26 protein-coding genes are annotated in these 26,940 nt (G+C 53.8%); 16 read left to right on the top strand and 10 right to left on the bottom strand.

Translation table 11 applies throughout. From position 1 onward, the window contains the following. The first annotated feature begins 2 nt into the window (after window positions 1–2). From L6H98_RS04510 to L6H98_RS04470, 9 genes are all read left to right on the top strand, one after another. On the top strand, window positions 3–941 hold the full coding sequence (locus tag L6H98_RS04510) for a nucleoside hydrolase (RefSeq protein ID WP_236413234.1): 939 nt from the start codon (window positions 3–5) through the stop codon (window positions 939–941). 75 nt (window positions 942–1,016) lie between these two features. Further along, a complete protein-coding gene (locus tag L6H98_RS04505) occupies window positions 1,017–1,838 on the top strand; it encodes an ABC transporter permease (RefSeq protein WP_236413233.1) in 822 nt (273 codons plus the stop codon). A gap of 4 nt (window positions 1,839–1,842) precedes the next feature. Then, window positions 1,843–2,634, top strand: coding sequence for an ABC transporter permease (locus tag L6H98_RS04500; RefSeq protein ID WP_236413232.1), 792 nt, complete (start codon window positions 1,843–1,845; stop codon window positions 2,632–2,634). A gap of 18 nt (window positions 2,635–2,652) precedes the next feature. Beyond that, entirely contained in the window at window positions 2,653–3,708 is a 1,056-nt protein-coding gene (locus tag L6H98_RS04495) for an ABC transporter ATP-binding protein (protein ID WP_236413231.1), read from the top strand. 74 nt (window positions 3,709–3,782) lie between these two features. Next, the gene (locus tag L6H98_RS04490; protein WP_236413229.1) at window positions 3,783–5,561 is read left to right on the top strand and encodes an adenine deaminase C-terminal domain-containing protein; all 1,779 of its coding nucleotides are present in this window, start codon (window positions 3,783–3,785) and stop codon (window positions 5,559–5,561) included. Window positions 5,562–5,759: 198 nt separating this feature from the next. Continuing rightward, window positions 5,760–6,500, top strand: a complete 741-nt coding sequence (locus L6H98_RS04485; protein WP_236413227.1) for an HAD family hydrolase — start codon at window positions 5,760–5,762, stop codon at window positions 6,498–6,500. Window positions 6,501–6,899: 399 nt separating this feature from the next. After that, entirely contained in the window at window positions 6,900–7,376 is a 477-nt protein-coding gene (locus L6H98_RS04480; RefSeq protein ID WP_236413225.1) for a DNA starvation/stationary phase protection protein, read from the top strand. Window positions 7,377–7,503: 127 nt separating this feature from the next. Continuing rightward, window positions 7,504–8,649, top strand: a complete 1,146-nt coding sequence (locus L6H98_RS04475; protein ID WP_236413223.1) for a nitric oxide synthase oxygenase — start codon at window positions 7,504–7,506, stop codon at window positions 8,647–8,649. A gap of 125 nt (window positions 8,650–8,774) precedes the next feature. Next, window positions 8,775–9,242 carry an NUDIX domain-containing protein gene (locus L6H98_RS04470; RefSeq protein WP_236413221.1) on the top strand — a complete coding sequence of 156 codons (468 nt, stop codon included), beginning with the start codon at window positions 8,775–8,777 and terminating at the stop codon, window positions 9,240–9,242. Between the two features lie 46 nt (window positions 9,243–9,288). Here the strand turns inward: L6H98_RS04470 and L6H98_RS04465 are convergent, their stop codons facing one another. Then, entirely contained in the window at window positions 9,289–10,569 is a 1,281-nt protein-coding gene (locus L6H98_RS04465) for an MFS transporter (RefSeq protein ID WP_236413219.1), read from the bottom strand. A 310-nt stretch (window positions 10,570–10,879) separates the two neighbouring features. Continuing rightward, complete coding sequence (locus L6H98_RS31240) at window positions 10,880–11,008, bottom strand: hypothetical protein (protein ID WP_290371416.1); 129 nt, start codon at window positions 11,006–11,008, stop codon at window positions 10,880–10,882. A gap of 304 nt (window positions 11,009–11,312) precedes the next feature. Between L6H98_RS31240 and L6H98_RS04460 the strand changes: the two genes are divergently transcribed. From L6H98_RS04460 to L6H98_RS04445, 4 genes are read left to right on the top strand one after another with little or no spacing between them, the layout of a single operon-like run. Continuing rightward, window positions 11,313–12,422 (top strand): ABC transporter ATP-binding protein, encoded by a 1,110-nt coding sequence (locus L6H98_RS04460; RefSeq protein ID WP_236413218.1) that lies wholly within the window; start codon window positions 11,313–11,315, stop codon window positions 12,420–12,422. Next, window positions 12,412–13,245, top strand: coding sequence for an ABC transporter permease (locus L6H98_RS04455; protein WP_236413216.1), 834 nt, complete (start codon window positions 12,412–12,414; stop codon window positions 13,243–13,245). Before L6H98_RS04460 ends, L6H98_RS04455 begins: the two co-directional genes overlap by 11 nt. Continuing rightward, window positions 13,220–14,026 carry an ABC transporter permease gene (locus tag L6H98_RS04450; RefSeq protein WP_236413215.1) on the top strand — a complete coding sequence of 269 codons (807 nt, stop codon included), beginning with the start codon at window positions 13,220–13,222 and terminating at the stop codon, window positions 14,024–14,026. Before L6H98_RS04455 ends, L6H98_RS04450 begins: the two co-directional genes overlap by 26 nt. Continuing rightward, window positions 14,023–15,096 carry an ABC transporter substrate-binding protein gene (locus L6H98_RS04445; protein ID WP_236413214.1) on the top strand — a complete coding sequence of 358 codons (1,074 nt, stop codon included), beginning with the start codon at window positions 14,023–14,025 and terminating at the stop codon, window positions 15,094–15,096. The genes L6H98_RS04450 and L6H98_RS04445 overlap by 4 nt, the downstream gene beginning before the upstream one ends. 156 nt (window positions 15,097–15,252) lie before the next feature. Here L6H98_RS04445 and L6H98_RS04440 read toward each other — a convergent pair whose 3' ends face one another. The 3 genes from L6H98_RS04440 to L6H98_RS04430 all read right to left on the bottom strand — a co-directional run bounded on the left by L6H98_RS04440 (window position 15,253) and on the right by L6H98_RS04430 (window position 17,898). Continuing rightward, window positions 15,253–15,756, bottom strand: a complete 504-nt coding sequence (locus L6H98_RS04440; RefSeq protein WP_236413213.1) for a hypothetical protein — start codon at window positions 15,754–15,756, stop codon at window positions 15,253–15,255. A gap of 180 nt (window positions 15,757–15,936) precedes the next feature. Beyond that, window positions 15,937–16,941, bottom strand: coding sequence for a cation diffusion facilitator family transporter (locus L6H98_RS04435; protein WP_236413212.1), 1,005 nt, complete (start codon window positions 16,939–16,941; stop codon window positions 15,937–15,939). Window positions 16,942–17,127: 186 nt separating this feature from the next. Continuing rightward, complete coding sequence (locus L6H98_RS04430) at window positions 17,128–17,898, bottom strand: class III extradiol ring-cleavage dioxygenase (protein WP_236413211.1); 771 nt, start codon at window positions 17,896–17,898, stop codon at window positions 17,128–17,130. 213 nt (window positions 17,899–18,111) lie between these two features. Here L6H98_RS04430 and L6H98_RS04425 point away from each other — a divergent pair, with 213 nt between their 5' ends. Then, window positions 18,112–18,477, top strand: a complete 366-nt coding sequence (locus L6H98_RS04425) for a glyoxalase superfamily protein (RefSeq protein ID WP_236413210.1) — start codon at window positions 18,112–18,114, stop codon at window positions 18,475–18,477. 40 nt (window positions 18,478–18,517) lie between these two features. After that, window positions 18,518–19,066 carry a cupin domain-containing protein gene (locus tag L6H98_RS04420; RefSeq protein WP_236413209.1) on the top strand — a complete coding sequence of 183 codons (549 nt, stop codon included), beginning with the start codon at window positions 18,518–18,520 and terminating at the stop codon, window positions 19,064–19,066. A gap of 209 nt (window positions 19,067–19,275) precedes the next feature. Here the strand turns inward: L6H98_RS04420 and L6H98_RS04415 are convergent, their stop codons facing one another. The 5 genes from L6H98_RS04415 to L6H98_RS04395 form a co-directional block, all read right to left on the bottom strand. Continuing rightward, on the bottom strand, window positions 19,276–19,995 hold the full coding sequence (locus L6H98_RS04415) for a 3-ketoacyl-ACP reductase (RefSeq protein ID WP_236413208.1): 720 nt from the start codon (window positions 19,993–19,995) through the stop codon (window positions 19,276–19,278). Window positions 19,996–20,097: 102 nt separating this feature from the next. Continuing rightward, the gene (locus L6H98_RS04410; RefSeq protein WP_236413206.1) at window positions 20,098–20,997 is read right to left on the bottom strand and encodes a DUF4097 family beta strand repeat-containing protein; all 900 of its coding nucleotides are present in this window, start codon (window positions 20,995–20,997) and stop codon (window positions 20,098–20,100) included. Between the two features lie 3 nt (window positions 20,998–21,000). Continuing rightward, a complete protein-coding gene (locus tag L6H98_RS04405) occupies window positions 21,001–21,597 on the bottom strand; it encodes a DUF1700 domain-containing protein (RefSeq protein WP_236413204.1) in 597 nt (198 codons plus the stop codon). Then, a complete protein-coding gene (locus tag L6H98_RS04400; RefSeq protein ID WP_236413203.1) occupies window positions 21,590–21,919 on the bottom strand; it encodes a PadR family transcriptional regulator in 330 nt (109 codons plus the stop codon). Before L6H98_RS04400 ends, L6H98_RS04405 begins: the two co-directional genes overlap by 8 nt. Window positions 21,920–22,178: 259 nt before the next feature. Continuing rightward, window positions 22,179–23,720, bottom strand: a complete 1,542-nt coding sequence (locus tag L6H98_RS04395) for an FAD-dependent oxidoreductase (protein ID WP_236413201.1) — start codon at window positions 23,718–23,720, stop codon at window positions 22,179–22,181. A 342-nt stretch (window positions 23,721–24,062) separates the two neighbouring features. Here L6H98_RS04395 and L6H98_RS04390 point away from each other — a divergent pair, with 342 nt between their 5' ends. Further along, window positions 24,063–26,882: a glycoside hydrolase family 3 C-terminal domain-containing protein gene (locus L6H98_RS04390; RefSeq protein ID WP_236413199.1), complete on the top strand. Its 2,820-nt coding sequence runs from the start codon at window positions 24,063–24,065 to the stop codon at window positions 26,880–26,882. Window positions 26,883–26,940: the final 58 nt, after the last annotated feature.

Genomic DNA, 26,940 nt, shown 5'->3' with positions numbered 1-26,940 from the left:
CCATGAATGAAACGACAAAACGCATGATTTTGGACGTGGACACCGGCATCGACGACGCCCTTGCCATTTTGCTGGCAGTCAAAAGCCGCCGCTTCGATATGCTCGGCATCACAACGGTCTGTGGGAACGTATCGCTTGCGCAGGCCACGGAGAATACGTGCAAAGTGCTGGAGCTGGTGGATGGAACGGATATTCCGGTCATCCCCGGGGCTGCGGGTCCATTGACCCGCCAGTCTCATTACGAACATCGCGTGCACGGCCAGGACGGGCTTGGCGGAGCTTTGCCCGATCCGGCGCGCTCGAAGCGTGCAGAAGAAGGCTTTGGACCGGATTTTATCATTGAACAGGTGAAACGGTACCCTGGCGAAGTGACGCTGATTATGACGGCGCCGCTGACGAATCTGGCCCTTGCGCTGGCCAAATGCCCGGAGCTGTCGTCCCTCGTCAAGGAAGTCATCTTTATGGGCGGCGTGGTGCGCGGACACGGAAACATTACCCCGACGGCCGAGTACAACACGTACGCTGATCCTGAAGCGGCACGCATCGTGCTGCATGCAGGATTCGAGAAGCTGACGCAGGTCGGACTGGACGTTACGCGCCAGACGCTGCTGAATGAAGAAGCGATTGGGCGGTTGACCGATCCGGTACTGCGCAGTTATGTGGCGCAGAGCACCGAAATATATATCCGGCGTTATGAGCAAATGAACGGCATACGCGCATGCGCCCTTCATGATCCTCTGGCGGTGGGCGTGGCGCTCGCACCGGAGCTTGTGGAACGCAAGTCGTACTACGTGGACGTGGAAACGGCGAGCCGTCTGTGCGATGGCCAAATGGTCTGCGACTTCCAGAACCGTCTCGGTCAAAAGCCGAACACGTTGGTGTGTGAAGCCGTTGACGCCGAAGCGTTCCTGGAACTGTTTATCGGCGCACTTAATGCGTAGCTGTATCGTAAAGGGGTCGAAATCGATTCTGTATCATTTCGATCCCAATCCATTCCTTATGTCAGGAGCATCGTGATGAAAAAATCAGTTATGTACTGGCTGCTGCTGCCTGGTCTCGTTTTTCTGGCAGCCTTTATGGTCATACCGATTGTCCTGACGATCGGCTCGACCTTCTTTCAGGAAAACCGGTTTACGTTTGAAGGGTACATGCAATTTTTCAGAGACCCCTACTTTTTGAAAATTCTGCTTACGACGCTGCAGGTCAGCGTGGTCACCACCTTGGTATGCGTGGTGCTCGGATTCCCGACGGCATATTATATTTCGCAAAAAGCGCCTCGGCGCAAGGGCATTCTGCTTGCCCTCGCCATCTTTCCGTTGCTGACGAGCCCGGTCGTGCGTTCGTTCAGCTGGATGATCATTCTCGGCCGCAAAGGGCTCGTCAACAATACGTTGGTCGGTCTCGGCATCATCGACAAACCGCTGGATATCATGTATACGCCAGCCGCGATGATGATCGGTTTGACGCATCTGTTCCTGCCGCTCATGATCATTTCCCTGGTCGGCGTGCTGGAGAACATTGACGGCGATCTGCTCAAAGCGGCTCAGAGCTTGGGTGCCTCCCGTTTCACGGCATTCCGCCGGGTAGTCTTCCCGCTGGCGGTGCCCGGTCTCGTCATTGGTGCCGTGCTTGTCTTCGTGGGCAGCCTCACGGCATATACAACGCCGGCCCTGCTCGGCGGTAAGCAGCGGGTCATCGCAACGTTCCTGTATCAGAACGCGATGACGCTGAATGACTGGTATCTGGCCTCGGTCATTGCGGCGATCATGATTGTCATTACGTTTGTCGTCGTTGGCATCATGAACAAATTGGCCAAAACTTTAAATCCGAAGGGGTAAAATTATGCGGGAGAAACATATCGGGCTGGGCCTGTTCAGTCTGCTGGTCTTTATCTTTCTGCTGGGCCCGCTTCTGATCATCTCGGTCACGTCGTTCGAGCCGGGAACGGTACTGAAATTTCCGCCGGAGGGCTTCTCCCTCCGCTGGTACGAAAATATATTCAACGCAGGCGGTTTCGTGCGCACGTTCCAGACGTCGATCGTCATTTCCCTGTTGGGAAATCTGCTCGCGCTGGTGCTCGGGATTCCTGCCGCTTATGCGCTGAGCCGTTTTGATTTCAAAGGAAAATCGCTTTTGAATGCAATCTTCCTGTCTCCGGTGCTCATCCCGGGGATCGTGCTTGGTTTCACGCTGATGAGATACTTGATCGTGATCTATCATCTGCCGATGTACCTCGGGCTTTTGATCGGCCACACGGTAATTATGCTTCCATTTATCATTCGGGTCATCGCGTCGAGCTTGTCGAGCTTTGACTTTGCCGTGGAAGAGGCTGCCCTGAGTCTGGGAGCGGGACGGATCAGAACGTTCTTCCAGGTGGTGCTGCCCAACATTCGGTCAGGTATTCTGGCTGCGGTGCTCATTGCTTTCCTGGAGTCGTTCAACAATGTCGACATTTCCGTGTTCATGACCGGACCGGGGGTAAGCACATTGCCGATACAGATGCTGACGTACGTGGAAAATTATTTCGATCCGACCATCGCGGCGATTTCGGTGCTGCTCATGGTGCTGACCGGCTTGCTCATGTTTGTGATCGAACGTGTAATGGGTGGACTTTCTTATTTTACTAAACGTTAATTGGAGGCGCTAAAGCGTATGGCATTGCTGACTTTGGACCAGGTATCGGTGGCTTATGACAACCAGACGATCCTGAAGGATTTTCGATTGGAGCTGGAAAAAGGCAAGCTGCTCTCCCTCCTTGGACCGAGCGGCTGCGGCAAAACAACGACACTGCGTCTCATCGCCGGATTCCTGGAAGCACAGCAAGGCAAGTTCATGTTCGGCGGCAAGGACTATACGAAGGTTCCGGTGAACAAACGGAATTTCGGATTTGTGTTTCAGAGCTATGCGCTGTTCCCGCACTTGTCGGTTTACGACAACGTAGCCTTCGGCCTGCGGATGCGCAAAGTGAAGGATAAAGATATCGGGGCGCGCGTCATGCGCATTCTCGAAGTGGTGAACCTGAACGGTTTCGAAAAAAGGTTCCCGCAGGAGCTGTCCGGCGGTCAGCGGCAGCGCGTGGCGATTGCCCGCGCGCTGGTCATCGAGCCGGATCTGCTGCTCTTCGACGAGCCGCTCAGCAACCTCGATGCCAACCTGCGGGTGAACATGCGCGTGGAGATCCGCCGAATCCAGCAGGAGCTGGGAATTACGACATTGTACGTCTCGCATGATCAGGAGGAGTGCTTCTCCATTTCCGACCAGGTGGCGATCATGAACAAAGGCGTGGTCGAGCAGCTCGACCGCCCGGAAACGATTTTCAAATATCCGGCGACGGAATTCGTGGCCCGATTCATCGGGTTCCACAACTTCATCGAGTTCGCGGACCGCAGCGATGCGGGCGATACGATTACCCTGAAAGCAGGCGGAAGACAGTTCACCGCGACGGCACATCCGGGGACGGCAAGACCGGGCGCGCGCAAAGGCGCGATTCGTCCCGACGACCTGATCGTGAGCGGCGACACTTCGGAACAGTTGAACGCATTGCCGGGCATCGTGAAGGTCAGCACGTATTTGGGACGCAGTTACCAATACGTGATCGAGACGGAGCTGGGAGACTTCACCGCCAATCAGGAGATGGAGACGCCTTATCTCAGCGGACAGCGGGTCAGCCTCATTTTCCCGCAGGACAAGCTTGTACTTGTGGAATAGAAGCAGGAAGCATGGATGGAAGCCTATGGCATCATTCCATATGCTTGACACCGAGAAAAAGGAGATGATGCCCCATGCGTGTCGATCAACTGATTGTCAATGTACGGGTGTACAACAGCTACTATAAACGATTCGAAGAGAATAACGTTGCCGTGCTGGACGGCAGATTTCTATACATCGGACCTGGCGGGACGGAGCGGTTCGAAGCGTGCGAGGTGATCGATGCCCGGGGACGGTACATGATTCCCGGCCTCATCGACATCCATCTGCACATCGAAAGCACGATGGTGACCCCCGCGACCTTTTCTCATGGACTGATCCGATGCGGAGTTACCTCCATCGTGGCGGAACCGCATGAGATGGCAAACGTGTTCGGCCTGGAAGGCGTGCAGGAAATGATGGCCGCGAGCCGGGAGACGACGGTGGACATGTTCTACGGCATCCCGAGCTCCGTGCCGGCCACGCCGATGGAAACAACGGGCGGATCGATCGAAATCGAGGATATGGATGCGCTGCTTGCGACCGGGGAGATCATCTGTCTGGGCGAAATCATGAACTACGTTGACGTCATTCGCGATCCGGAATGCAAAACCAACCAGATTTTGCGCCATATCCGCAAAAACTATCCCGATCTTGTCATCGAAGGACATACGCCGAAGCTGCTGGGACTGGATCTGCATCGCCTCATCTATGCCGGGGTGGATTCGGACCATACCCATCAAAGCATCGAAGGCCTTCAGGCCCGCATCGCGGCAGGCATGTTCATCGAGATTCAGGAAAAATCGATGACGCCGGAAGTGATCGATTACTTGATCAGGCATGATGTGTCGCAGCATTTCTGCTTCGTCACGGATGACGTCATGCCGGATTCGCTCGTGGCCCGCGGACACCTTGACCACATCGTGCGCAAGGCCATCGGCATGGGCATGCGCCCCGAAGACGCCATCTATGCGGCAACGTCGACGCCTGCGGCACGGATGAAGATGACCGATCGCGGCAGCATCGCGCCGGGTAAAATCGCCGACTACTCGCTTGTAGCGGATCTGGATAAACTTTCGATTGAACAGGTATATAAAAACGGGAAGAAAGCTTATGACGATTACGAACCGTATGAGCAGACACGGACAGCCCCGCAATTTCCGTCACACTTCTATAGCAGCGTGAAACTGAATCCGTTGGCAGCCAGCGATTTCTCCATCCGGCTGGACGATCCCAAAGTGAACGGAAGCATGCTGGGAGCAAAGGCGGAGGCGAGTTCGGCAGGTTCGGTTACCCAGTTGTCCGATGGCCTGCATAACTGCCGGGTAATGATGGTGAAAGACGGTTCGACCTTTGTGGAAGAGCTGATCGCGCCGATCGAAGCGTTGAACGGTGAATTGCAATGGGAAAACAGCGAATACGGTCAAATCGCGACGTTCGAGCGTTATGCCGTGAACGGCAATCGGGCGTATGGCCTGATTGGCGGGGATACGATCAAACGCGGTGCCATTGCAACGACATATTCGCATGACAATCACAACCTTCTGGTTGTAGGACGTAATCGCGAAGATATGATTCTGGCAGCTAACACGGTGATTTCGAGCCAGGGTGGTTTCTGTGTAGTGGAAGACGGCAAAGTATTGTCCCATCTGGAACTGCCGGTGGGTGGCATCCTGACCGAGGAACCACTCGCTGTTGTATCACATCAAGTGAAGGAACTGCGCGCAGCGATGCTCTCGCTCGGGTATGTACACTATAATCCGATCATGTCGCTAAGCACGCATTCGCTGGCGGTGAGCCCGGCGCTCAAGATCACGGATCATGGCTTGATCGATGTTAATGCGGGCAAAGTTGTACCGTTGATCGTGGATTAATGGAGCAGGCATATGCATTCTCTTTTGGAGAGAGTGCGTATGTCTTTTTATGTTTTGTTTGGAGAGGAACAGCAAGGACATCAGGGCATTTGCCATAGGAGTTTCAAGCGTTGGTTGGAGTGAGATATCAACATCCTTGTGCGGATATGGTATCATAGCTACATTTCGTGGATGAGAAGTGGGAGGGAGATGACGTTAATGGAACCAGAGAAAAAAGCGATCTTTTTCGACGTGGACGATACACTGTACGATCATTTACAGCCGCTGCGGGGAGCGCTGCAGGAAGTCATCGGGCTGCCTGACGATTTTCCTTATGCGGAGGCATACCACCGTTTTCGTTATTACAGCGACTGGCTTTCCGATCAGGAAGGGCTATCCGCCGTGCCGGAGCCGGAAGCGGTGGAGCGGATGCGCCGTCGGCGTTTTGAGCTGATGCTGAAAGAGTTCGGGATTGCGGTAGAACCTGAACAGGCTGCTGCACTCCAGGAGCGGTATTTGGGTCGCCAGTTCCACATTCAACCGTTTGATGGAGCGTATGCTCTGATGCATGAATTGATGGAGGAAGGCTATTTTGTCGGTTTGATTACCAACGGCGAAGGTGCGCATCAGGAGCGCAAGCTTGAGGCACTGAAGGTGCGAGACGTGATTCCGAGAGAGCGTATTTTCATCTCGGGGACGATCGGCTATGCCAAGCCGGACCGCCGTTTGTTCGAGCATGTGAGCAAACAGACGGGGACCGAGGCACGCAACAGCTTTTATATCGGAGACTCTTGGCGGAACGATGTCGTGGGCGCAGTCGATGCCGGTTGGCAGGTGATCTGGTTCAATCATCGCCAGGCCGAACCGGAATCGGATCATCAGGCGCATTACGTGGCGCATAACTATGAGGAAATTGAACGGATACTGAAAGGGGTATTATCCCCAGCGCGGGTGTTATAGCTGCTCCCATTTCATAGGGTTAAATAAGAAGTCTTCTTTGCATGAAGGCCCTGAAACGATGTTGGTCCGTATGGACCCACGGAATCAGGGCTTTTCTGTGCATTTGCTTGATTTTATGTATACGACCAGAAGATGAAGGCCGCTTCATGAAATCTTCATTTGCAAGAAATGGCAAAGGGGTTTTCAAAGTGACTACCCGATGATATAATTAAAACAAGATTTAGATTAAGTCTAAATTAAAGAAGTTAAAAATGAATATAAATTGATTGAATATGTTACACATTAACGGAGAATGCAGAACCATTCTGGAGATGGGATGCAATCGGAGTAACCGGGTGTAACTAACGAATCAACTTATATAAACACTTAAATTCTACATTCCGAAAGGGGATATAATCCATGAGCACAATTCAAACCAACAACACATTCAACGCACGCATGACCGAACTTCACAACGTACTGAACCGCCAAATCGCAGGCTGGTCCGTATTGTATACTAAACTGCACAACTTTCACTGGTATGTGAAAGGTCCTCATTTCTTCACCCTGCATGGCAAATTCGAAGAATTGTACAACCTGGCGACCGCCAACATGGACGAGGTTGCCGAGCGTTTGCTGGCGATTGGCGGCAGCCCCGTAGCTACGCTCAGTGAGCAGTTGAGCCTTTCGCCAATCGAAGAAGCGGCTGGACAACCAACCGCAGAGCAAATGGTGGAGGCCGTCGTTGCTGATCTCCGGACCATGGTGTCGGTCATTCACGAAGGCATTGAAGCTGCAGGCGAAGCCGTGGATAACGCAACCGAAGATATGCTGATCGGCTTCACGGCTGGACTGGAAAAAGAAATCTGGATGCTGAATGCTTTTCTGGGCAAATAATCAAGGTTGCCTGCATCCTGACAACGATATGTAGAGTCCGTGAACAAAATGCCCGTTCGCTTACAAATCCGGTGGGCTTGCCGTATAATGATGGCATTCTAGTCGTATGGATGGGTGGTTATGGACAATGCGGACAGACCCGGAAGAGCTGAAACAGGAAGCGGAACGGTTTATATATACATGTTATGAAGAGCTGGGCCACACGCGCGAAGTCGCGGAGGCCCGGCTTGTTGTCGTGCTGGGCGACATCGCGGCCACAGGCATGTACACGCACACGAAGGAAGAGCTGGAGCATGGCTGCAAAATGGCATGGCGGAACAGCAACCGCTGCATCGGCCGCCTGTTCTGGGACAAGCTGCGCATCGTGGATGCGCGCGAGATCGATACGGCCGCTCAAGCAGCCGAGGCCATCCTTAACCATATCCGGACGGCATCGAATGGCGGCAAGGTCATTCCGATGATCACGGTTATGGCGCCGGAAGGGCCTCAAGGCGCTCCCTTGCGGATCTGGAATCATCAGTTGATCCGGTATGCCGGATACGAAACGGAGAATGGCATCGTGGGCGACCCGGCTTCAGTGGAGATGACTGAAGTGGCGATGTCCCTGGGTTGGCAAGGGGCGGGCACCCCATATGATGTGTTGCCGATCATTATTCAATCGGATGGACAGGACCCCGAATGGTTCGAGGTGCCGGGGGAGGATATCGTGGAAGTGCGCATCGAGCATCCGGACCGGCCAGAGATGGCCCATTTGGGCTTGCGCTGGTACGGCGTGCCGATGATTGCCGACATGCGTCTGGAAATCGGGGGCATTTCCTATCCGGCGGCACCGTTCAACGGGTGGTACATGGGAACGGAGATCGGCGCGCGCAATCTCGCCGATCCATTCCGGTACAACAAGCTGCCTGAAGTCGCGAAGGCGCTTGGCATGGACACGTCGAGCGAAACGACGCTATGGAAGGATCGGGCACTGGTGGAGCTCAATGCAGCCGTGCTGCATTCGTTCAAGAAGGCGGGCGTCAGCATCGTGGACCATCACACGGCGGCTTCGCAGTTTGCCTTGTTCGAGCAGCGGGAATCCCAGGAGGGACGCGAGCTGACCGGCGACTGGACTTGGCTTATTCCGCCTGTGTCGCCTGCAACGACGCATATTTTCCATAAGCCGTATCGCAACAAACTCGTGAAGCCCAATTTTTTTTATCAGGAGAAGGCGTATTCCTGCCAAGCTGCAGCTTTTGGCGACGCCCCGATGAAATGCCCGTTTGCCCACTAAGGTGATGCGAACGGGTTTTTTTTACCGAAAATAGGAAATGTATTCTCTATTCTTTTCTCTTTATTGGGTGATTTTCCGGAACTATACTTACTCCATAACTTCACATAATAAGGAGATGTCCGAAAATGGGATATGTCGAGTCTTTGCGTGAACGAATCGGCAATGCGCCGCTCATTCTGGTAAGGCCAAGTGTGCTGATCCTCAATCCGGCCGGGGAAATTTTGCTGGTGCGCCATGTCGATGATACTTGGGGCGTGCCGGGGGGATGCATGGAACTGGACGAATCCGCCGAGGAATGCGCCATGCGCGAAGTCAGGGAAGAATTGGGGATCGAGCTAGGGCGGCTGCGGTTGTACGGCGTGTTTTCGGGCAAAGATTTATATACCAAGCTGCGGAACGGCCACGTGTACTCCAATGTGGTGATCGGCTACGTCTGCACCGAATACGAGGGTGAGCTAAGGCCGGATGGGGTGGAAGTTCTCGAAGCGATGTTTTTCCATCCGTCGGCTTTGCCTGAGAAGACAGATCCCTTTCTGCGCAGCAAAATAGCCGAGCACGCAGGGCAAATCGCCGCGCTCATTCAAAATGGCTAACGATCCATTCAAGAAGGACGGATTTTGGTCTCCTTTGAGTCAAATTTTATTGTTTGCTGCGTACATTCTCGGACGACAAATGTTCGGTGCGAAGCTGCTTGCGCATGAAGGCTTGCACGGTGATCGCCGCACCAATGAGTGCGAGGTTGAACCAAAAGACGGCGTACAGCGATCCGGCTTCCGCCAGCAGCGCTGCAATCAACGGGGAGACGATGGAGCCGATCTCAGCAAGGGAGACGATTTTGCCGATGGCTTCACTGCGGCCAGTCTCCGGAATATGATCGCCGATGTGCGCGAAAAAGGAGTCCATATAACATGCCCCGCCGACTCCGCCGATCAGCATGCCGAGATATACCCAGACATACGACGATGTCGTCAGGAACACAGCGACCTCCACCCCGATGAACAGCATGCCCAGCATGCAGAGCAGCAGGCGGTCTCCCATGCGATCCGAGAGATAACCTGCCAGCGGCGCTGCGGCCAAGGTTGAAATGCCTACGACCGTAAAGGCCAGGCTGATGGAGAAGGAGTTCCATTGCATGATATGGGTCGCATAGAGTGCAAAATAGGTCAAGAAGACGGCATATGCACACATTTCCAGAAAATGCACCAGGCTATAACCGAACAGCTGCTGGCCGGGTGTAAGCTCGCCGCGGAGTCCAGCCCGGTTGGCACTTTCATCGGCTTCCGTAAAGGAGGCAGGGGACGGGGAAGCGGCGGCGGATTGCATGGCAGCGTCCTCTTTGGACGATGATCCGGCGTCAGCCTTAGAACTTGTTGTTGTGTTGCGTATAGCCATGGCGGCAAGCATGGCGACCAGGCAGCAAACCGTGACCAGCCAAAAGGGCACGGAAGGCGGAAAATGCAGCGCCAGCCAGCCGCTGACGACCGGGCCGAGCACCATGCCGCCACCCTCGCTGCTGCTGATATAGCCATTGTACAGCCCGCGATTGTGCTCGCTGCCGCCATCACCGATGATCGAACGCACCGTGACGGTAAGCCCGGTAGAAGCAAGCCCTTGCAGCAGCCGCAGCAGGCCGAGCAGCAGGGCCGAGGAGGCCATGGCGAAGCCGGCCATGCAGAGCGCGAGCATCAGCAGCATGAGGATGAGCGACGTTTTGCCACCCGTTTTTCGATACAACCCGGCAGCGGGCATGCCTCCGATGACTTTCCCGACATAAAACATGGCAAAGATGATTCCCATCGTCCAGCTGGACAACCCCAATCCATCAATAAACAGCGGAAACAGGGGGAGAATCATGAATCCTCCCATCTGGCTGAGAAAACAGACCACGATTAATAACGGCAAATTACGGCGAAGATCCATAGGTGCCTCCTTTCCGCAGTACGGAAATTCACTCCATGCGTTCAGACCGTTCCCTTGCACACATATTTACATATCCCCGACATCATATGCGTCAATCGGCCAAATCAGAATACTGGCATCAACGGCGCGGTCGAGATCGGTTTTGAATGGTTCCCATCGTTTCGATTGTGGTATACTGGTGCTATAAGAACCGTAGCAGCATAAAACATCCGCGATGCGGGAACATCGCGGATGTTGACAAAGTCGGCCGGTGGGCAACCACGGCGAGATTTCGACACTTCACTGAAAAACCACCGGGTGGGGCTCCAACCTATTGCCGGTGGTTTTTCTTGACTTTGCGTGTTTTCTTCCGCGGACCGATTAACGTTTGCAAACCGGCCGAAATACCGACCAGTTTGAGCAGCACGTCCAGCATTTTCACCAAAAGATCAAGCGACACAGCGTCACCCCCTCTCAGGGCATCTTCGCCGTGACGTAGTACCACCGGATGCTTCGTCCCATCCATTATACCATATTATACCTTTTGGGAACGTGTGTTCGATTCGATTTTTGGAATTATTTTTGGAATTCCTATGGTCTGTATGTGAGTCCGGCCCATCAGGGGCAGCCCGTGCCGGAATGCCTTTCCAATCCTAAGAAAATGGGGTAAATTAACCTTATTCGAAACATGGCTGAACCAAAGTCGTGTATAATGGATAAGGTTTCTTAGGGTAAACCTCAAGATTAAGGGGGCGATGCGAGACATGTCAGAACAACAACCGATTATCCGGTTCGAACGGGTGACTCAACAGTACGACGACGATGATGCCGTATTGAAGGGAGTCAGCTTCGAGATCGAACGGGGTAAATTCTATACGCTGCTCGGCCCTTCGGGCTGCGGCAAAACGACGATTCTAAGGCTGATTGCGGGCTTTGCGCAACCGACGCAGGGCAATATTTACTTCAATGGTGCCTTGATCAACCATATCCCTGCGCATCAGCGACAGGTGAATACCGTTTTTCAGGATTATGCGTTATTTCCGCATCTGAACGTATTCGAGAACGTAGCCTTTGGCTTGCGCATCAAAAAAATGAAAACGGCTGAAATTCGCAGCAAAGTGTTGGAAGCTTTGAAATTCGTCAACCTGTCCGGTTATGAAAACCGGGAGATCGGAGAAATGTCGGGCGGTCAGCGCCAGCGCGTGGCCATCGCCCGCGCGATCGTGAACGAGCCGGAAATTTTGCTGCTGGACGAGCCGCTTTCGGCATTAGACCTGAAGCTGCGCACCGAGATGCAGTACGAACTGCGCGAGCTGCAGCAGCGGCTCGGGATCACGTTCATTTTCGTCACGCATGATCAGGAAGAGGCGCTGGCGATGTCGGACGAGATTTTTGTCCTGAACGGGGGACTCATCCAGCAGAGCGGCACGCCGAACGACATTTACGACGAGCCGATCAACCGCTTCGTGGCCGACTTCATCGGGGAGTCGAATATCGTGGCTGGCCGGATGAAGCAGGACTTCGTGGTTGAATTTGCGGGCGCACAGTATGAATGCGTTGACCAAGGGCTGCAGCCGGACGAACCTGTCGAAATCGTCATTCGTCCGGAAGATCTGGAGATTACGACCGAGGAACAGGGCAAGCTGAAGGTGCGCGTGGATTCGCAGCTGTTCCGCGGCGTGCATTACGAAATTTCCAGCTATGACGACGCCGGCAACGAGTGGCTTGTGCATTCGACGAAAAAGGCTACGGTGGGAGAACGAATCGGATTGTATTTTGATCCGGAGGCCATTCACGTCATGCGCCTGAACGAGACGGAAGAAGAGTTCGACAAACGCCTGGAATCCTACCAGGAGGCAACCCATGCAGACTAAGGCGAGCACGCGCAATGCGTATCTGATTCCCTATGTCATATGGATGGTATTGTTCGTCGTTGCCCCGGTGCTGCTCGTGGTGTATTACTCGTTCTTCGACGTTGAAGGGAATTTTACGCTCGGCAACTATGCCGAATTTTTTACGCCAGTGTACATGAAGATGACGCTCAGCTCGTTCTGGTACGCGTTTTTGATCACCGTGTTCTCTTTGCTGGTATCCTATCCGACGGCTTACCTGCTGACACGGACCAAGCACAAGCAGTTATGGCTGCTGCTGATCATTCTGCCGAGCTGGATCAACCTGCTGCTCAAGGCATATGCCTTTATCGGCCTGTTCGGAACATACGGGCTGACCAATTCCCTGCTTGAAGTGGTCGGCATCGGCACACAGCAAATTTTGTTTACCGACTTCAGTTTCATATTCGTGTCGGTCTACATTTTTATTCCGTTCATGATTTTGCCGATCTTCAATGCGCTGGAAGAAATGAATCCGTCGCTGATCTATGCGGCCCGCGATCTGGGGGCTTCGTCCTGGCTGACGTTCCGCCGGGTCATCTTTCCCCTGACGCTGAGCGGCGTGAAATCCGGCTGCCAAGCCGTCTTCATTCCAGCTTTGTCCCTGTTTATGATCACTCGTCTGATCGCGGGGAATCGGGTCATTACGCTGGGGACGGCGATCGAGCAGCATTTTCTCGTCACCCAGGATTGGGGCATGGGTTCGACGATTGCCGTCTTTTTGATCATTGCGATGGCAGTCATCATGTTTCTGACCGGATCTGGCAGGAAGGAGGTGCGCGGTGGGAAGAAACGGAAAGCTGTCTAACCTGTATTTGACGATCGTGTTTCTGATTTTGTACGCACCGATTGCATATCTGATTTTTTATTCATTCAACAGCGGCGGGCATATGCGGAACTTCGAGGGTTTCACCTTGGAGTGGTACCGGGAAGTGTTCGCGGATACGCGGCTGCTGATCATCGTGCTGAACACGTTCATCATCGCGTTGTTGTCCTCGGCGATTTCAACGATTCTCGGCATTGCCGGAGCGCTGGCGATCTATCATGTACGTCGCAAACGGACGAAAAATACGTTGCTCTCGCTGAACAACGTGCTGATCGTTAGTCCGGATGTCATTATCGGCGCATCGTTCCTGATCCTGTTCACCATGATCGGCATCAAGCTGGGATTCACTTCGGTCCTGCTTTCGCACATTGCGTTCAGCGTGCCGATCGTGGTCATCATGGTACTGCCTAAGCTGCAGGAGATGAGCCCAACGCTGATGGACGCGGCACGCGACCTCGGCGCAGGCTCGTGGCAGGTGCTGACGCGAGTGGTGCTGCCTTACGTGAAACCAGGCATTTTCGCCGGATTTTTCATGGCGCTGACTTACTCGCTGGATGACTTTGCGGTTACGTTCTTTGTGACGGGCAACGGTTATTCCACGCTTTCGGTGGAGATTTACTCCAGGGCGAGACAAGGGGTATCCCTATCCATCAATGCGCTGTCCACATTGCTGTTCCTGCTGACGGTGCTGCTGGTGATCGGGTATTACTTCATTAACCGCCGCGCCGCGAAAACGCCTGCCGGAAGGGGGCTGCGCCCATGAAACAGCTGGTACGGACGTTTGCGCTGGTATTCATTGCGGCCTTTGCCTTGATGATCCTGGCATCTTACTTGAACCGAAGCCAGGGGTATTCCGGCGGCAACACGTTGACGATCTATAACTGGGGCGATTATATCGATCCCGATCTGTTGACCGAATTTGAAGAGGAAACGGGCATCAAGGTCATCTACCAGACCTTCGATTCCAATGAGGCGATGCTGACGAAGATCGAGCAGGGAGGAACCACGTTCGACGTGGCGATCCCTTCCGAATACGCGATCAGCAAAATGAAGGAAGAAAACCTGCTTGTCCCGCTCGATCACAACAAGCTGCCCAATCTCAAGTTCATCGATCCCCGGTTCCTTAACCTGTCGTTCGATGAGGATAATCGCTATTCCATCCCGTACTTCTGGGGAACGGTCGGCATCGTGTACAATCCCGAGTTGGTCGATGGGCTGACGTTTAACAGCTGGAACGATCTGTGGGATTCCCGGCTCAAAAACCAGATTTTGCTGCTCGACGGCGCTCGTGAAGTCATCGGCATGGGCTTGAACAGCCTGGGGTACTCCTTGAACGACACCAATGAGGACCACTTGCAGCAGGCTCTGGCCAAATTGTCCACCTTAACGCCGAACGTGCGGGCGATTGTCGGAGACGAGATCAAAATGCTGCTTGCCAATGAAGAGGCGGCAGTAGGCCTCGTGTGGTCGGGAGACGCTTCCGAAATCATGGACGAAAACGACAAGCTGGATTACGTGGTGCCTGAAGAAGGCTCGAACTTGTGGTTCGACAACATGGTTATTCCGAAGACAGCCCGCAACATCGACGGGGCACACCAGTTCATCAACTTTATGCTCGATCCCGAGAATGCGGCCCGCAACGCCGAGTATGTCGGTTATTCCACGCCGAATGCCGAGGCCTTGAAGCTGCTGCCAGAGGACATTTCCGGGGATGAGCGCTTCTATCCGGACGAGACGCTGACGGGCAAGCTGGAATTATACGATAATCTGGGCAAAAAAATGCTGTCCCACTACAACGACTTGTTCCTTGAGTTTAAAATGCACAGCAAATAAAGGCGCGTTGCCCGCTTCGCGGTCAAATCGCACCTTATGCCATGAAAAACCCCCGTTTGCCGGGCACATGACGTGCCTGGGCAAACGGGGGTTTTTGCGTTGCAATAGCCGTTCGTGCATCTATCGCACGCAGCCATGGTACGCTCTCCGTACCTTTTACATCCGTTTTTTGCTGCGGCCGAGAATAAACCATGAACCCAGCACGATAAGTCCGATTGCCACGAATGGCTGAATGAAGGACAGACTGCTGAGCATATTGCCTAGCGACATCACTGCAAAGAACAGCAAGGACAGCACCAGCAGGATGTTGATCGGAATAAGCAGCCAGCGATTGCGGCCGCCGAACCAGTACAGCTCGAACAGACCGACTGCAGCGGCCAGGATGAAACCCGGCCACATCGTGCCCCAGTTGCCGAACAGCATGGCGATCTGGCTGACGATACCCGCGGTTAACAGGATCCCGCCCGGAACGAGCAGGCCGACCCCCCTGCCGATCATGGAGAAGTAGAGCCAGTGAAAGAACAGCCCTAGCGGGATAACAAACAAGGTGGGCCAGAAGGTGGCGAAAATGGTGCCTGGGCCGAGGGAACCTCCCTGGTTAAGCATCAGGTAGACGCCCAGCAAAATCAGCACGGGCGCCAGAATAGCGCGTTTAGACATACGATCTCTCCTCTGCATCGTGGGATCAATGATCTGGTTGGTCACGGATTCCTCTGTTTCATTACATACAGCATACCATGAGCTGGAAAATGCGATCCTCGGTCTGTGGAGTTAAAATGAACCTAGACCAAAGTCTAGGTTCTTCGTTCATCTTGTATGCCTGCCGCATTTAATTTTGTGTTAAGGCTCTACGATCTCGGCTTGTTTTTTGCCCCAGGTGTTCACGCCGTCATCTTCGATGATCGAGATGGCCGCATCCGCGATATCGGGATCGGTCATCAGCTTCTCCTGAATCCGGAATTTGATGTCGTCGGCATCGGCCAGCGTCAGCCCTTTGGTCAGCTCGATCAGACCTTCGACATGATAGTAGCGGCCTTCCTGAATGATGCGCATCATTTGAATATCCGCAACATGGGAATCGGCCAGGATCGTCCGGGTTACTTTGTCTTCAACATCTTGCGGGGCGGCCACGCCGATGAGCCCGATCATGTTGTCAAATCCGACGCGGAAGGCCACGGCAATCATAAGGCAGCCGATCAGCGTCGTGACGATGCCGTCGAGCAAGGCGAAATTCGTCAGTGCAATAACTACCACCGAGATGAGCGCCAGCGTTGCGCCCAAAACGGCTACCACGTCCTCATAAAATACAAGGCGAGTAGGCGGGGCGGCGCGTCCCACGTTTTTGATCGCTGCGGGAACGAGTCCGAGACCGCTGGTTTTCGGCGCGCGTGCTTCCACCAGAATCTCTTTCATCGCTTTGATGAGAATGGCTCCATCGATCAGGATGTTGAGCAGAAGCACGCCGATGTTGATCCACAGTCCGCCCGAGTGGCCTGCCGGGTGCTGCAGCAGATGAATGCCCTCATGGATGGTCTCGTACGCCATAATGGTCACCACGATGACGGCGATCATGCAGAAAATGTTGATGACCCGCCCGAATCCGGTCGGGAAGCGGCGCGTCGGCTGTTTCTCGGACAATACGCTCCCGACAAACACGAACCCTTGGTTAATGGCGTCTGCAAGCGAGTGCATGGCCGAGGCAAACATCGCTCCGCTTCCGCTGAGCAGGAACGCTCCTCCTTTGCAGAGGGCAAGCACCGCATTACCTGCCATCGCCGTCGCCGAGGAGGTGTTTCCTTTTTTGACGAGAGACATCAGGCTCTCCGATTTCGGTTGTTCAACCACGTTGAATGTTCCTCCCAATAATGTATTAGATGGCAAAAGGCAGTGCGCTTGGTTAAAGCATGTGCATTTCCACTAAATGTTATTATAGCGTGCTTTACTTAAGGCGGCATTATGCAAAAAAGGTCATATCCGACCGATCTGCTAACCATCAATACACTAAATGAGCTGTCTCTGAAACAAACAAGTTTAGTCGAATTTCCAGCAGGAAAGGCTTAGATTGCCATATTGGTATGCTCTGAACAGCAGAGAAGCCTGTCGGTTGCGATCTCCTGCACCCATCGCCAGCAGGAGCGGCACGAAATGCTCCGGCGTAGGTACCGCCGCATGAGCGGATGGAGCAATCGTGTCATAGGCAAAGAGTGCTCCGGTGTTCCAAGCGGAGACGTTTTCTTGCAGCCAGTCATCGAATTCCATGGCCCATGGGTCCACGCCGTTGCTTTCCCAGTTCAATCGGCGAAGGTTGTGTACGGTGCCGCCGCTGCCGATCACGAGAACGTCCTGCTCGCGGAGCGCCCCCAGCGCCTGGCCGATTTTGTATTGCTCTTCATTGGACAAGTATCGGTTCACCGACAGGGCCACGACCGGAATGTCGGCATCCGGATAGAGCAGGCGGAGCACGACCCAGGCACCATGATCAAGCCCACGGATTTCATCTGTTTTCGCTTCGATGCCTGCTTTGGCAAATAAATGCAGGACATCTTTGGTCGTTTCGGCATGTCCTTGGGCAGGATATTTGATCTGGTACAGTTCGGGCTGGAAACCGCCGAAATCATAGATCGTGTCATGCCGGGCTACTGAAGATACAAGCTGTGTTCCGGATTCCCAGTGTGCCGAGAAGAGCACGATGGCTTTGGGCTTGGAGAGTTGTCCGGCAAGGCCTTGCAGAAATTCGGTATATGCATTGTCCTCCAGCGCAAGGGAAGGCGCGCCATGGGCGATAAACAAAGATGGCATCATCGTGCATTCAGTCCTTTCGTACCTTTATAAAGTTCACCAATAGAAAACAAATATTTTTATTTATGAACGAAATGTAGCATGATCGCATTGTTGGGTCAACATATTTTTTGTATTATGAAAATATGTTACGTATAGGGAATCCTTATGCAAGAAATAAAGCCGGCTGGCTCGATCCGGCTCTGTATCGCCATCTTGATCAGAGGAGTGAAGCGAATGCTGAAAGGAATAGTGCCCATCCTTCGTATATTTGATGAGGAGCAGGCCAGATCGTTCTATGTAGAGTATTTAGGTTTCAAGGTGGATTGGGAACATCGCTTCGAAGAGGATCTGCCGTTGTACATGCAGGTATCGCTGGATGGCATCGTGCTTCATTTGTCCGGGCATTATGGAGATTGCACCCCGGGAGCTGCCTTGCGCATCGAAACGACGGATTTGGATGGGTTATGCGAGTCTTTGAACCGGCAGGAGCACAAGCATTCCAGACCGGGTATTACGGAGACGCCTTGGGGCCTCAGGGAAATGAAAGTGATTGATCCATCCGGCAACCGGATTGTTTTCTATCAGGAGGATAACGAGTAAGCGAGCCAGGCACTGAATGTAAGGAGGAACACGCAGCGACATGGATATTGGCAAAACGATTCGTACGATCCGCAAGCAGAAGCAAATCACGATCATGCAGCTGTGCGAAGGAACAGGGTTATCCAAAGGTTTCATCAGCAACGTGGAAAACAACAAAACCTCGCCGTCCATAGCAACGCTTGAGAGCATTGCGGATTATCTGGACGTGCCGCTGCCGTATTTGCTGCTCACGCCCGAGCAGCGGATGAACGTGGTGCGGAAAAACGAGCGAAAAGAGACGACTGCGGGGGACGGGCAAGTCAAAGTGCAGCACCTGACGGCCAAAGGAGCGATGCGCATGTCCATTGTGGAGCTGCCGCCGGGAGCCTCGACCGGGATGAGCAAACATGCGGGGGAAGAAAGCCATCTCGTGCTGCAGGGCACGATTCGTGCCGAGCAGGGAGAAGACGAGGAAACGCTGGAGGCGGGCGATTCGTTCAGCTGGAATGCGGTCGTGCCGCACGAAGTCACGAATGTTGGCGCAGAGACTGCGGTGATCCTGATCGCCGTGTCCAAGGAACTGGATCTGGATCGGCTCGGGGAGCATTAAGGTAGGAGCGTGTGAAGCGCTGATATGCAGCCTCCAAACGATGCTTTGTGGCGTAGCGGGCAGTTCACTACTCTTGCCAGCCGGTTTTGCGCATCAACGTCAAACACAAAAACCACAGGTACCGCGTACCCGTGGTTTTTATGTTATCCAAATGAAGTCGGGAGCAATTTTCTACAGCATGCCATGTCCGAATTGACCCGAACTGCCGCTTATTGCGGGTTGGTCGTCCAGATGCCGGCCGCTTTGACGAAAACGCGATCCGACAGCTTGAGGGTGGCCAGGGCCAGCTCGGCTACGTCCTCCGGCTGCATCATGCGGTCTTCGTCGCCGATTTTCAACCCTGCATTGCTGGCCAGCTCGGTATTCACCGTGCTTGGCGTCAGGGCGGTTACCCGGATGTTCGATTTGCGGACTTCCTGCATCAGCGATTCGGTCATGCCGAGCAGCGCGAATTTGGATGCGCAATAGGCCGAACCTGTTGCGAAGCCGCGTTCGCCCGCAGTGGAAGCGATATTGATGATGCTTCCGCTGCTTTGCTTGATCATGCTAGGCAAAGCTGCGCGTGTAACGTAGTATGTACCCATCACGTTGACGTGCAGGATGCGTTCCCACTCTTCAGGATCCATATCGAGCAGCGTGCCGAAGCTGGCGATGCCCGCATTGTTGATCAGGATGTCCACGGCGCCAAGCTCGGTTTCGATGGCAGCAACGGCCGCCTCGGCTTGCGTGCGATCGGAAATGTCGGCCACCGCGATGATGACCTTCACGCCATGCGTCTCGCTCAAGGATTTCTGCAGAGCTTCCAGGTCGGATGCCGTGCGGGCGATGAGCCCGAGGTGAACGCCTTCTTTGGCTAGAGACTCCGCGATGGCGCGTCCGATGCCTTTGCCTGCGCCGGTGATGATAGCTGTTTTGTTTTTCAATTCCATGCAGGAATCCTCCTTTAAAATTGGACTGGCCTTTGATTATACTATATTACCCAAGGATCGGAAATTCGCTTCGTCACCAGCCCAATTCCATTCGGAGAAGCCTTATTGGGTAATTTTGATATTGCCTGAGGTCGTACGAACCTTAATTACGTCGCTGCTCGTCATTGGCGAGTCGGGCGTGGTGATGTCCCCCGAGGTGGCCCGAGTGTCGTATACGCCGGCAAAATCGGCTGCGGCCTGAATGCGGACGTCGCCGGATTGGCCTGATACGTCGATCGACCCTGCCGTCGCCTGTTCAATGTCGACGTTGCCTGAAGTGAATTGAACGTTAGCCGTCCCATGGAGATCGGTTACACGGGTGTCGCCGGATTGGATGGAGCTATGCAGATCGCCGGTCAAACCTTCAATCCGCAAACTGCCCGATGTCTGGGATACGTCCACGTCGCCCTGGATCCCGGATGCCTTGATATCTCCCGAGGTCAGGTCGAGCCGAATGTTCGGCGCATGGATGTCCTTGAGGCCGACGCTTCCTGACGTATTGTCCAGCTCAAGCGTTTGGGCGTTTAGCCCTTGCAATTCGATATCGCTGGAGGAAGAGCTGATTTTGACTTCGTTTAAATGGTGTCCCGCAGGCAGGGCAACGGTCATCGTTGATTTCAAATCCTCCCAGTAGAGGTTGAAAAATTGGAAACTTGCCTGCTCCGTATCGGAAAGAACGAAGGTCCCATTCGATAATGCAGCCTTCTTGAAGCTTTCGACGGTGGCTGGATCCCATTTTCCATTAACTTCGATATAGCCGTTTGCATCGGGGCTTTCGATAAACCGGATACCCCCGTCAAAATGGGCATCCAGGATCAGGCGCTGCAGCTGGTCGTTCTGAAATTCCCAGCGTTTCGAGTATGCTTCCCGCTGATCTCCGAACTGAAACCCGTATACCGAGGTGCCGATGATTCCGATGAGGATGAATACAAGCGCAGCAGTAACCCATTTTTTGACCGTCATGGATTAAGCCCCTCCTTTCCATGTTTTAAGGTTCCAGCGGATGTACCCGGCTGTTGTGGCGGCAAATCCGTTGAACAACCATTTGGCTGCCAGCGCAAACAGCATGCCTATGCCGCATACGCCAACGGCTACGAAAATTTCGGCCATCTCCAGATGATTGAAATAAACGAAGTCGACTGCTGCAGCGATGGGAGCCAGCATAAGCAGTGACAGGCTGGCAATGGCCAGCCAGATGGACCAAAGGGTGGCGCCGAGAGGAATGCCGAGAATGAGATTCAGAAAAATCAGTCCGATGCCTGTAAAAAGGGTGCGTGCCGCGCTGCTGCTCTGATGTCGGGCCGGCGATCCGTAAGGCGGGGGTGGATAGTCAAAATGATCATAGCCTGGCGCTGACGGCGCGGCCGCATAACGGTCGCCCAGCGCCTCACGCGCGAGTTCCTCGGGCTGACCGAGTTCGAACACGATCGTTTCTTCGGCTTTTCCTTCCTGAAGCCCCTGCTCGAAATGCTGGTCATAGTCCGATAACAGTTCATTGCGTTCCGACGGATCCATCGGCCTTAAATGAAACTCCATCGCCTGCATAAATTGTTGTCTATTCATTCAGGTTCCCTTCTTCCAATAAATTTGCCACATTGCGCACGAATTCGTTCCATTCGCTCGAGAGCGTCCTCATGTAGTCGCGTCCTGCATCGGACAGCTTATAATATTTCCGGGGCGGACCTTCACTCGATTCCTGCAGATAAGTGGTGCAGTAGCCTTCGTTGACGAGTCTGCGCAATAGCGGGTATAACGCGCCTTCAGCTACTTCAATATGTCTGGAGACCGCCTGTGCCAGTTCGTAGCCGTAACGGTCCTGCCGATGAATCAGCACCAGGACGCACAGTTCCAGAACTCCCTTTTTGAACTGGATGTTCACGTTCACGCAGGTCCCTCCTTGAATTCGATGTTTTTTTACTATTGTGTAATGTTCAGTAGTACAGAAACAATGATACCATCAGGTACTGTATAATGCAAGATAGTGAATTAAAATGGGCTCTGGAACATGATTTTACGAATGTAAACATCTTTTGAGAGGCAGTGCGGGTTCCCCCTAAAACAGCATACGGCAAACCTGAATCGATATCCTCCGCCCTGAGACGGATTTCGATCCAGGTCCTTAAAGCCGATGCCGTATTCAAACGTTATTGCGGTGTTTCAAGTGCGGGCAGGTCCTGCGTGGCAGGGCCTTCGATGACTTTGCCGGTGTAATCAAATCGCGAACCATGGCACGGGCAATCCCATGTACGCTCGCCTTCATTCCATTCCACCTCGCAGCCGAGGTGGGTACAGGTCGTATCTACAAGGAACAGCTTGCCGCTGTGATCCTTGTAAGCTCCGGCGCGTTTGCCTTGGTGACGGACGACGGATCCTTCGTCAGTCCCCAACTGGTCAGCGGTGGCATGTGTCAGGCCAACCTTGCCGGAGATCAGCTCTTTGGCGACGTTGGCATTTTCGACCACGATGTTTTTCAATCCGGGATCGGCCTTGAACCGTGCGGGATCGAATATGGCCGCATGGGGATTGTCCCGTCCGGTGATGCGGTCGGCAAGGATATGGCCAGCCATCGTACCAGTCGTCATGCCCCATTTGGCAAACCCGGTAGCGACGTATACGCGCTCATGTCGCCCTGTAATTGGGCCGATGTAAGGTACCTTGTCGATCGAGACCAGGTCCTGGGCCGACCAGCGAAAAGGAATGCTGACGATGCCGAACGTATCCTCCGCGAAACGTTCCAGATTTTCATAATGGCCGAAGGTGCAGATGCCTTGGCCCGTTTTGTGGTTTTCTCCCCCGAACACGATGAGCTCCTTGCCTTCATGCATGACCGCACGGAGCGAACGTCTGGGTTCGTCGTCCGAAATGTACATGCCTCCGGGGTATGGCTTCCCGGGCTCGACTGCAATGGCATAGGAGCGCTCGGCATGCAGGCGTGTGAAATAAAAGCCCGGATCATATACGGGAAAATGGGATGCCACGACGATATGCTGGGCGGTGACGGACGAACCGCTGTAAGTCCGCACATGCAGGGACGCATCTTCCTCCACGTCCGTTGCCGTGGTTTTTTCGTAGAAGCGGACGCCATTTTGCACGGCTTCATCGAGCAAATAATGCAAGTACGCCAACGGATCGAAGCGCGCTTGCCCCGGCATGCGTATGCCGGCCCTGGATTGGACCGATACGGGAAGGGAGGAGACCCAATCGCCGGAAATCCCCAGCTTGTCGTAGGCGGTCAGCTCAAACTCCATCTTTTTCAAATTGTCCTCGGATTGAATGTACACATAAGCATCTTCTTCAGCCCATTGGCAATCGATTTGTTTCTCCTGGACCAAGGCTCGCATCCAACGGATGGCCTCCGTATTGCCGTCGTAATACATGCGTGCCTGTTCATGTCCGAAGTGCTGCAGCAGCTCGTTATAGACCACTCCGTGCTGCGCCGTCACCTTGGCGGTCGTATGTCCCGTCGTCCCGTCCAGTACTTTGCCTGCTTCGAGCACAATGACGCTCAGTCCCGACTGGGCCAACAAATAGGCGGTCGTTATGCCGGCAATTCCTGCGCCGATGATCGCAACGTCTGCGGTTGCATCCTCTTCAAGCGTCGGAAAGGTCGGGAATGTATGCGTGCTTCTCCAGAGCGAGTTAGGAAATTCAGGCAGTCTGGTAGGGGGATGCTGTTTGCTGTTCATTCGGTTTCCTCCTGTTTGGTGATTCTGGTCTCACATTTATTCATGATTGCCATTCGATTTAGGAAAAAAACGATCAAAGCGGATATCCTGTGGGCAATGTTCACATTTTCCTGGATGCGCCCCCTGTTTTTTTTAACGAACATGTTTTATGATAGGAATACCGAAACCGTTTTAGTAAATAGGTTCTTATAAAGCTGGCAAGACGATATCCCTTGTAAATAGGGGGTATTCTCCATTTTTATAAACCAAAAAAACAGAGTGGTAACAGCTTCATTGGAGATTGTTAATGTATTCGCTATCATAATTTGATTAATTATGGCTATTTAAAAGGAGATTTCCGATATGACCAACCAGACCAAATATCCTTTCCAGGATACGACGCTTGAACTGGATGTACGGGTTAAAGACCTGGTATCCCGTCTCACCGACGACGAGAAAATCGAATCCATGCTGCAGTATCAGCCTGCCGTCGAACGCCTCGGCATCGCTGCGTACAAACATGGGACAGAAGCGGCCCACGGCTTGGCATGGCTCGGCGAAGCGACTTCCTTCCCGCAGCCGGTAGGCTTGGCCTGCACATGGGATACCGACCTGATGAAAGAGATCGGTTCGGTGATCGGCGATGAGGCACGCGTATTTTACAAACGCAACCCGGCGGTAAACGGCTTGACGCTGTGGGCGCCTACCGTCGACATGGAACGCGATCCGCGCTGGGGACGCAACGAAGAAGCTTACGGCGAAGACCCTGAACTGACGGCGGAACTGACGACAGCGTTAGTCAAAGGGATTCAGGGAGACCACCCGAAGTATTATAAAGCGGTTGCCACGCTGAAGCATTTTTTGGCCAACAACAATGAGGTGGATCGCGGCAGCGGTTCCTCCAGCATTGATCCGCGCAATATGCACGAATATTACTTGAAAGCATTTGAGAAACCGTTCAAGGAGGGCGGCGCACAGTCGATGATGACGGCGTACAACTCCATTAACGGCACGCCGGCGCTGCTCCATCCGTTCGTGAACGAGATCGTCAAAGGCGAATGGGGCATGGACGGTTTTATCGTCAGTGATGCAGGGGACGTTATGGGCATCAAGAACGATCATAAATACTATGATTCCCACACACCGGGTACGGTGGAGTCCGTAAAGGCAGGCATCGACAGCATTACCGATGATGCGGATTTGTCCAAACAAGCGCTGCGCGAAGGGCTTGAGCAAGGTTTGCTGACTATGGAAGATATCGACCGTGCGTTGTTTAACACGTTCCGCGTTCGTTTCCGCCTGGGCGAGTTCGATCCGGCCGAAGGCAACCCGTACGCTTCCATCGGCGAAGAAGCCATGATGACCGAGCAAGCCAAAGCATTGACGCTCAGAGCGGCAAGAGAACAAGTGGTGTTGCTCAAAAACGATAACGGCACGCTGCCGCTGGACAAAACCAAGTCCGGCAAGGTTGCCGTCATCGGACAGCTTGGCGGAACGGTTTACCGCGACTGGTATGCAGGAACGATGCCTTACAGCGTATCCCCGCTTGAAGCCATCCAGGGCAAAATCGGCATCGACAACGTTACGTACAAAGACGGGGACGACCGGATCACGCTGACATCGATTGCAAACGGCAAGGCCGTAGGATTGGCAGACGGGGAAAAAACGCCTGTCATCGCTTCCGGCCAAGCGGAAACGTTCAAGCTTACCGATTGGGGCTTTGGCAGCTATACGCTGCAGGCGGAGAGCAACGGCAAATACCTCACCACGGATGAAGAGACAGTAACCGCTTCTGCGGACGAAGTTTACGGCTGGTTCGTCAAAGAGGTATTCCATCTGTTGCCTCAAGAGGATGGCAGCGTTGGCCTCACGACATGGAACGGCAAAACGGTCACTGCGCCGAATGGCGGCCAGGATGCCTTCGCCGTGTCGGAAGAAATCAAGACGTTTGGTGCGGAACAAACGTTTAAGAAAGAGATCGTCGTGAACGGTTTGGAGGAAGCGGTCGCCGCCGCGAAAGAAGCCGAAACGGCTATCGTGTTCGTGGGCAACAATCCGCTCGTGAACGGCAAGGAAGAGATTGATCGTCCCGGTCTGGATCTTGCAGAATCCCAACAGCGCCTTGTGGAGGCTGTACATGCGGCAAATCCAAACACCATCGTGGTCATTGTGGGCAGTTATCCGTTCACTTCGAACTGGGTACAGGAGAACATTCCAGCGGTGCTGTACACATCCCATGCCGGACAGGAGTTGGGCAACGCCGTCGCTGACGTGCTGTATGGCGACTATGCGCCGGCAGGCCGCCTGAACATGACGTGGGTGAAATCCGCCGACCAACTGACTGACATCAAAGATTACGATATCATCCAATCCGGAAGAACGTACCAGTATTTCGAGGGAGACGTATTGTATCCGTTCGGTCATGGTCTGACGTATGCTCCGTTTAAATACAGTAACCTGGCGCTGAGCCCGGCAAGTGCGGGAACGGAAGAGAACGTAACCGTTACGGTGGACGTGACGAATACCGGGTCCGTGGCGAGCGACGAAGTGGTGCAGCTGTATGTTCGTGCCGGCCAATCGCGCGTGAAACGCCCGCTCAAAACGCTCAAAGGCTTCCGTCGTCTTCATGTCGAAGCTGGAGCTACCGTGAAAGTCAGCTTCACGCTGCCTGTTCAGGAACTTGCCATTTGGGATGTAACCCGGGACCGTTATGTAGTAGAGGCGGGGACTTACTCCATTATGGTAGGTAAATCCTCATCCGATATTCAGCTGGTTGCCGATCTGAGCGTGGATGGCGAAACGATTCCTCCGCGCAACCTGGCTGCAGCAACCCGTGCGGAAAATTACGATGCATATGCCGGCGTGGATCTGGATGAAAGCAAGGAAGGCGGCACTGCCGTACGTGTTACGGGCGAGCAGGGATGGATTGCCTTCAAAGATGCCGATCTGGGCAACGGTGCGGCCGCATTCGAAGCACGCGTATCGGCAGAGCTGGACCATGCGGCAATCGAAGTTCGTCTGGATGCTCCGGACGGCCCGCTTGCCGGACGCGCGGAGGCTTCCAAGGGCGGAGCGCAGCAATGGTCTACCTTGAAGGCAGAGCTTCAAGGCGCTTCCGGCCAACGCGATGTATACATTGTGCTGTCCGCCGGTGTGCGGATCAGTTATTTCGAAATCCGATAACCGAATTTTTAGTTATTCATCATCAAGGCGTCATATGCCGAGGCAAAAAGGCAGCAGC

It is taken from the genome of Paenibacillus sp. JJ-223, assembly GCF_927798175.1.
GTDB classification, from domain to species: domain Bacteria; phylum Bacillota; class Bacilli; order Paenibacillales; family Paenibacillaceae; genus Paenibacillus; species Paenibacillus hubeiensis.
The sequence above is the reverse complement of the archived record's forward strand: the minus strand, read 5'-3'. Positions and strand labels throughout refer to the sequence as shown.